At 72.6% G+C, this 6,152-nt stretch carries 6 protein-coding genes; 4 read left to right on the top strand and 2 right to left on the bottom strand.

The genetic code is table 11. The features are described 5' to 3' along the window. Positions 1–640 precede the first annotated feature (640 nt). Together DQW06_RS08040 and DQW06_RS08035 are read right to left on the bottom strand one after the other, a co-directional pair. On the bottom strand, positions 641–1,243 hold the full coding sequence (locus DQW06_RS08040; protein ID WP_019610906.1) for a DNA-binding response regulator: 603 nt from the start codon (positions 1,241–1,243) through the stop codon (positions 641–643). After that, complete coding sequence (locus DQW06_RS08035) at positions 1,240–1,488, bottom strand: hypothetical protein (protein WP_013152127.1); 249 nt, start codon at positions 1,486–1,488, stop codon at positions 1,240–1,242. The genes DQW06_RS08040 and DQW06_RS08035 overlap by 4 nt, the downstream gene beginning before the upstream one ends. A 164-nt stretch (positions 1,489–1,652) precedes the next feature. On the opposite strand from DQW06_RS08035, the gene DQW06_RS08030 reads away from it, so the two are divergent. The 4 genes from DQW06_RS08030 to DQW06_RS08015 form a co-directional block, all read left to right on the top strand. Beyond that, positions 1,653–2,537, top strand: coding sequence for an ABC transporter ATP-binding protein (locus DQW06_RS08030; protein WP_041552414.1), 885 nt, complete (start codon positions 1,653–1,655; stop codon positions 2,535–2,537). 106 nt (positions 2,538–2,643) lie between these two features. After that, positions 2,644–3,372: an ABC transporter permease gene (locus DQW06_RS08025; RefSeq protein WP_013152125.1), complete on the top strand. Its 729-nt coding sequence runs from the start codon at positions 2,644–2,646 to the stop codon at positions 3,370–3,372. A gap of 124 nt (positions 3,373–3,496) precedes the next feature. Continuing rightward, positions 3,497–4,141 carry a GPP34 family phosphoprotein gene (locus DQW06_RS08020; RefSeq protein ID WP_013152124.1) on the top strand — a complete coding sequence of 215 codons (645 nt, stop codon included), beginning with the start codon at positions 3,497–3,499 and terminating at the stop codon, positions 4,139–4,141. Positions 4,142–4,548: 407 nt separating this feature from the next. Beyond that, the coding region (locus DQW06_RS08015) for an aspartate aminotransferase family protein (protein ID WP_117198229.1) at positions 4,549–6,152 on the top strand (1,604 nt) is incomplete at its 3' end.

The following is a 6,152-nucleotide window of genomic DNA, read 5'->3' as shown; positions in this document are numbered from 1 at the left end:
GCCGGGGGACTGCCGGGGCTGGGCGGGGAGGTGCTCGGTCATGGTCACTCCGTCCGGGGAGGTGTTCGGGTCGGTGTGCTCGGGGGAGTCGAGGAGGTTCTGGGCTGCGGTCGTGTCGCTGCGTGCCATGTCGTTCCTCTCTTTCGGGTCCGGGACCGGCTCCGCCGCCGGGTCGGCGCTCCGTCGCGGTCGCGGTCGCATCCGGGCCGCCCCCGTGCGGGGAAGGGGCGACGAGGTGCTTCGCGTTCGCTCCGGGTGTCCTCCGGTGGTGGCCGGTGTGAAGCTCATGACCCCTATTCCACCGGTGCGCGCGCTCCTCGGGCAGTGCGACGGCGTCACCACTTCGCCGTGACGTCGCGCTGCGACCGACCATGACGTGGTGTCACTGGTGGAACGCGAAACACGAGGTCACCGATGTGTCACGACCGCCCCGGCGCCCGGGTGTCCCCCCGGCGCTCCCCGGGCGCACGGAAGTCCGCGGCCTCCCGCGGGGAGACGGGAGGCCGCCCTCCGCTGGGAGGCACACGGGCCCGCCCCGGTCCCGAACCGGCCCGGGCACACCGGAGAAGCGGCGCCGCGGGCCGGTGTCACGGGCCCACGACGCCGGGAAGGCGGCGTCCGGGAAAACGGCGCCGAAGGCTCACAGCCAGTCGTGCTCGCGCGCGTACCGCGCCGCCTCGTGCCGCGTCCGCGTCTGGGTCTTCTGCATCGCGTTGGAGAGGTAGTTGCGCACCGTGCCCTCCGCCAAGTGGAGCTGGGCGGCGATGTCGGCGACCGAGTAGCCCTCGCTGGTCGCCCGCAGCACGTCCACCTCGCGGTCGGTGAGCGGGCAGTCGTCGATGACGGCGAGCGCGGAGACGTCCGGGTCGATCCACCGCCTGCCCTGGTGCAGGTTGGCGATGACCGAGGCGATGTGCGCCGGTTCCGCGGACTTGCTGACGAACCCCTGCACCCGGAGCTTGAGCGCCTTGCGGAGCACCCCGGGCCTGGCGTGGCGGGTGAGCATGAGGATCACCTGGTCCGGCAGTTCACGGCGGATCCGCTCGACGGCGCCGAGCCCGTCCACGTTGGGCATCTCCAGGTCGATGACGAGCACGTCGGGCCGGTGGTCCAGCGTGGCCCGCACGGCCTCCTCCCCGTCCTCCGCCTCGGCGAGCACGGTGATCTCCCCCTCCAGCGGGAGCAGGGCGGCCATCGCCTTGCGCAGGAGGGCCTCGTCGTCGGCGAGTACCACGGTGGTCATCGGTTGTCCTTCCGCGTTGTCGTGCGCTGTGCCGGGGCCGGGCGCGGGAACTGCGCGGCGGTCGGGGACCGGCCCTTGTCGTGTCCGACCGTCGACCCGCCGCCGCGGTCGGCCACGCGTTCGCGCGGGGCGGCCACGGTGGCGAAGGCGTAGGACGCCGACGGGTCGTGCCGGACCAGCGCCCCGGGCGGCCGCAGGAGGGCCGGAGCCGCCGTCGGCGGGGTGCGCGGGGGCCGGGTGTCCATGTGCGGCTCTCCGGGTTCGAGGGCAAGGGTCCGCCCCAGTATTCCGCCGATCGCGCCGCGCCCACCAGTGACACCGCGTCATGGCCTCACCCCGACAAACGTCACGGCCGGGTGGTGACGTGGTCCCACTGCCCCCGGAGCGCGTCGGACGCTGCAATGGACACATGACCTCCACAGCAGTCATCGACGTCGAACGGCTCAACCTCAAGTACGGGGACTTCCACGCCGTGAGGGACCTGTCCCTCCAGGTGGGGCGCGGGGAGCTCTACGCGCTGCTCGGCACGAACGGCGCGGGCAAGACCTCGACCCTGGAGACCGTCGAGGGCCACCGCACCGCCACCTCGGGCACCGTACGGGTCTTCGGCCAGGACCCGCGCGACCGGCGCGCCGTGCGGCCCCGGGTGGGCATCATGCTCCAGGAGAGCGGGTTCTCCCCGGACCTGACGGTGAAGGAGTCGGTCCGGCTGATCGGCGGGCTCACCCTGCGCACGGACACGGTCGGACGCGTGCTCGGCATGGTCGGCCTCACCGCCAAGGCCGGTACCAAGGTGTCCCAGCTCTCGGGCGGCGAGAAGCGGCGGCTGGACTTCGCCACCGCCGCGTACGGGTCGCCGGAGCTGATCTTCCTGGACGAGCCCACCACCGGGCTGGACATCCAGTCCCGGGACGGGCTGTGGGAGGCCGTGGACAGGCTGCGCGAGGACGGCTCGACCATCGTGCTGACCACGCACTACCTGGAGGAGGCCCAGCAGCGCGCCGACCGCATCGGGCTGATGCACAGGGGCTCCCTCCACCGGGAGGGCACCGTGGCCGAGCTGACGCAGACCCTTCCGGCCACGATCCGCTTCTCCCTGCCCGACACCGCTCCGACGCCGCCGGTCCAGGCCGCGCGCCAGGGCGACGGGGCCTTCCTCGTCGAGACCCTCGGCCTGCAGAAGGACCTGTACACCCTGCTCGGCTGGGCGCAGGACAACGCGGTCGAACTGCGGGGGCTGGAGGCCGGGCCGACCCGGCTCGACGACGTCTTCCGCTCCATCGGCGACGACTAGCCCGCTCTTCCGGGACCCGTGTCCCCGGGTACCCGCGCCCCGCCGCGCGGCGGACGACGTCCACCGCCCCGGCTCTCCCGCACCTTCCAGGAAAAGGACCCGCACCATGCTCTCGATCGCTCAGAGCGAGCTGATCCAGATCTTCCGGAACCGGCTGGTTCTGGTCACCATGCTCATCGTCCCGGCGGCCTCCAGCGCGTTCTACATCTACATGCACCAGACCTTCCCCGCGCTGCGCGAGGCCGTGGACCCGGGCGCCATCGCCTCGATCCTGGTGTTCCTCGTGGTGACCATGGGGCTCTACACCACCTCGGTCACCACGCTCGCCTCCCGGAGGCAGAACCTCTTCCTCAAGCGGCTGCGCTCCACGGCCTCGGGCGACGCCAGTATCCTCACCGGGCTGCTGCTCCCGGTCACCGCCGTCACGCTGGTCCAGGTGGCCGTGATCCTGACCGTGCTGGCCGTGGTCGGCGGCGCCCCGGACAACCTGCTCCTGCTGGTGGCGGCCGTCGTCGCGACGATGGTCATGATGGCGGGCCTGGGGCTGGCCACGGCCGGACTGACCAACTCCCCCGACCACGCCCAGGTGACCACGCTGCCCATCATGATCGGCGTCCTGGCCGTCTCCGGGTGGGTGGGGTTCACCGGCACCGAGGAGCTGACCCTGCTCAAGCGGCTGCTGCCCGGCGGCTCGGCCTCGGAGCTGGTCGTCAACGCATGGAGCGGCGGCGTCCCGGTCGCCGACTCCCTGTTCCTGCTGGCGCCCACGCTGGCCTGGGTCGTCGTCGCCGTCGCGGCGGCCACCCGGATCTTCCGTTGGGAACCGCGCAGGTGAGGGCCCCGGCGCGGGCCGCCCGCACACGCGGACGGGGTACTTCCACGACAGATCCCGACCGGGCCCGCGAGGGCTCCCGCCGCGGGCGGGCGCCCCGCGAGGACGCCTTCGAGAGGAGAACGACATGGACCTGACGCTGCCGCAGCGGCTCTACCTGCTCAGCTACGACACCGACAACAACCGGTTCGACCCCGTCAGCGCCGGCTACCGCGGCCAACTGCTGTGCGCCGCGGCGCTGGCCGACCTGACCCTGGGCGGGCTGCTGCGCCCCCGCGACGGCAAGGTGACGCGCGCCATCGCCCGGGCGCCCCGGGACCCGTTCCTGGCCCGGGTCCTGTCCGACCTGTCCCCCAACGAGCCGCACCACTGGATCAACCTCCTCTACCCCCAGATGGGCAGGGCCGAGGAGATGGTGCGCGAGGGGCTCGTCGCGAACGGGTCGGTCACGGTCAGGCGCGGCCGGACGCTGGGGGTCTTCCCCACCCGCACGGTCACCCCCAACCGTCCCGAGGAGGCGGACCGGCTGCGCGAGCGCACGCGCGAGGCGGTCCTGGGCGGCGGCGACCCGGCGGCGGTGCCCCTCCAGGACGCGGCCCTGGTCGCGATCGCGACCGAGGGCGACGTGTGGACCGTGTTCGCCCCCAACGAGCGCTGGCGGCACCGGCCCGCGGTCAGGGCGGTCCAGGAGCGCTTCGACGCCGCCGCCCCCGGACTGCGCAACGCGGTCCGCACCGCCGTCATGGCCACCGGCAAGGGAGCGTCCGCCTGACCGGCGCGGCCGCGCTCGTCCGCGTTCGCCCGGCCGCCCCGTCACGACGCCGACCGCTCCCCGGCGCGGGGCCGGGTCACGGACCTCTCCCGAAGCGCCACGGAGGCGCCGGGAGGGGTAAACGTCCATTCGGCGAGAAAAAGCCCGCCGTGTCGGATGTGCGGTCCTCGCGAAGGCCACATCACCCTGTGTCACGATCGTTCGCCCTGCTCAGCGGCCTACGATCACTCCGAGCGACCGCCATGGTCGCCACTGTAACCCTCCTCACACTGTACGGGCTCGAACGCTTAGGCTAGCCTCCCCTTAGTTAGGGCGACCTACATAAGAGTGTTCGCGAAGTTCCTCACCCTATGCCCACATCCGCTTTGCGGATGCTGTCGGCATGCCCGTTTCCAGGAGGATGATCCATGAGCTCCCTCGCGCGGTCCGCACCGGGCCCGCTGCACGGGAACGCCGGTGCCCTCGGCACCAGGCCCACACCCCCCTCCGGCCAGGACCCCGACGACCCCCGGACACAGCTGTTCGACGCCCGGAGCGCCGAACGCTACCGCGACCTGACGGGGGAGGCCGCGGCCCGCGTAGCCCGACGCATCGCCGGAGCCGACCGGCCGCTCACCGGAGCCACCGCCGAGGACCTGCGCCCCCAGATCGACAAGGTCGACCTCGACCAGCCGCTCCACGACCCCACCGCGGCCCTGGACGAACTCGAACGCGTCTACCTCGACGACGCCGTCTACTTCCACCACCCCCGCTACATGGGACACCTCAACTGCCCCGTGGTCCTGCCCGCCCTGCTCGGCGAGACCGTCCTGTCCGCCGTCAACTCCTCCCTCGACACCTGGGACCAGAGCGCCGGGGGCACCCTGATCGAACAGCGGCTCATCGACTGGACGTGCGAGCGCGTCGGCTTCGGCGAGACCGCGGACGGCGTCTTCACCAGCGGCGGCAGCCAGTCCAACCTCCAGGCCCTGCTCATGGCACGCGACGAGGCCCACCACCGCGCCAAGGCGCAGGAGGGCCAGGACACCCGCCTGGCCGAACTCCTGCCCCGGATGCGCGTCCTGACCTCCGAGGCCGGACACTTCAGCGTCGCCAAGTCCGCCGCCCTCCTCGGACTGGGCTACGAATCCGTCATCACCGTGGCCTGCGACGACAGACGCCGCATGCGCCCCGACGCCCTCGCCGCCCAACTGCGCCGATGCCGCGCCGAGGGACTCCTGCCCATAGCCGTCGTCGCCACCGCCGGAACCACCGACTTCGGCAGCATCGACCCCCTGCCCCGCATCGCCGACCTGTGCCGACAGCGCGGCGTGTGGATGCACGTCGACGCCGCCTACGGCTGCGGCCTGCTGGTCTCGCGCCACCGCCACCTGCTGGAGGGCGTCGAACGCGCCGACTCGGTCACCGTGGACTTCCACAAGTCCTTCTTCCAACCGGTCAGCTCCAGCGCGATCGTGGTCCGCGACCGCGACGTCCTGCGCCACGTCACCTACCACGCCGACTACCTCAACTCCCGCTCGGACGGCAGCACCCCCCTGCTCTCCCCCAACCAGGTCGACAAGAGCCTGCAGACCACACGCCGCTTCGACGCCCTCAAACTGTGGCTCACCCTGCGCGTCATGGGCGCCGACGGCGTGGGCGCCCTCTTCGACAGCGTCCTGGACCTGGCCGCCACCGCCTGGACCCTGCTCGACGCCGACCCGCGCTTCACCGTGGTCACCCGGCCCAGCCTGAGCACCCTGGTCTTCCGCTGCGCCGTACCCGGCGCCGACCCCGACACCGCCGACGCCGCCCACCGCTACGCACGCGAGGCGCTGCTGGCCTCGGGCCGCGCCTTCGTGGCCCGCACCACCGTCGACGGCAGGCCCCACCTCAAACTCACCCTGCTCAACCCCAGGGCCACCCGGGAGGACGTCGCCGAGGTACTGGACCTGATCGCCGCGCACGTCGACCACTTCGTGAACGGACGCGGCACCCCCGACCGCCCGGCCCCACCCGCCCCGACCACGAC

The sequence above is a fragment of the Nocardiopsis sp. TNDT3 genome (genome assembly GCF_003427465.1).
Classification (GTDB): domain Bacteria; phylum Actinomycetota; class Actinomycetes; order Streptosporangiales; family Streptosporangiaceae; genus Nocardiopsis; species Nocardiopsis dassonvillei.
This window is presented reverse-complemented; position numbering and strand designations above follow the sequence as displayed.

Coding starts and splice junctions, on each gene's coding strand:
- DQW06_RS08035 (WP_013152127.1), bottom strand. CDS start 1,488: ATGGACACCCGGCCCCCGCGCACCCCGCCGACGGCGGCTCCGGCCCTC.
- DQW06_RS08025 (WP_013152125.1), top strand. CDS start 2,644: ATGCTCTCGATCGCTCAGAGCGAGCTGATCCAGATCTTCCGGAACCGG.
- DQW06_RS08020 (WP_013152124.1), top strand. CDS start 3,497: ATGGACCTGACGCTGCCGCAGCGGCTCTACCTGCTCAGCTACGACACC.
- DQW06_RS08040 (WP_019610906.1), bottom strand. CDS start 1,243: ATGACCACCGTGGTACTCGCCGACGACGAGGCCCTCCTGCGCAAGGCG.
- DQW06_RS08030 (WP_041552414.1), top strand. CDS start 1,653: ATGACCTCCACAGCAGTCATCGACGTCGAACGGCTCAACCTCAAGTAC.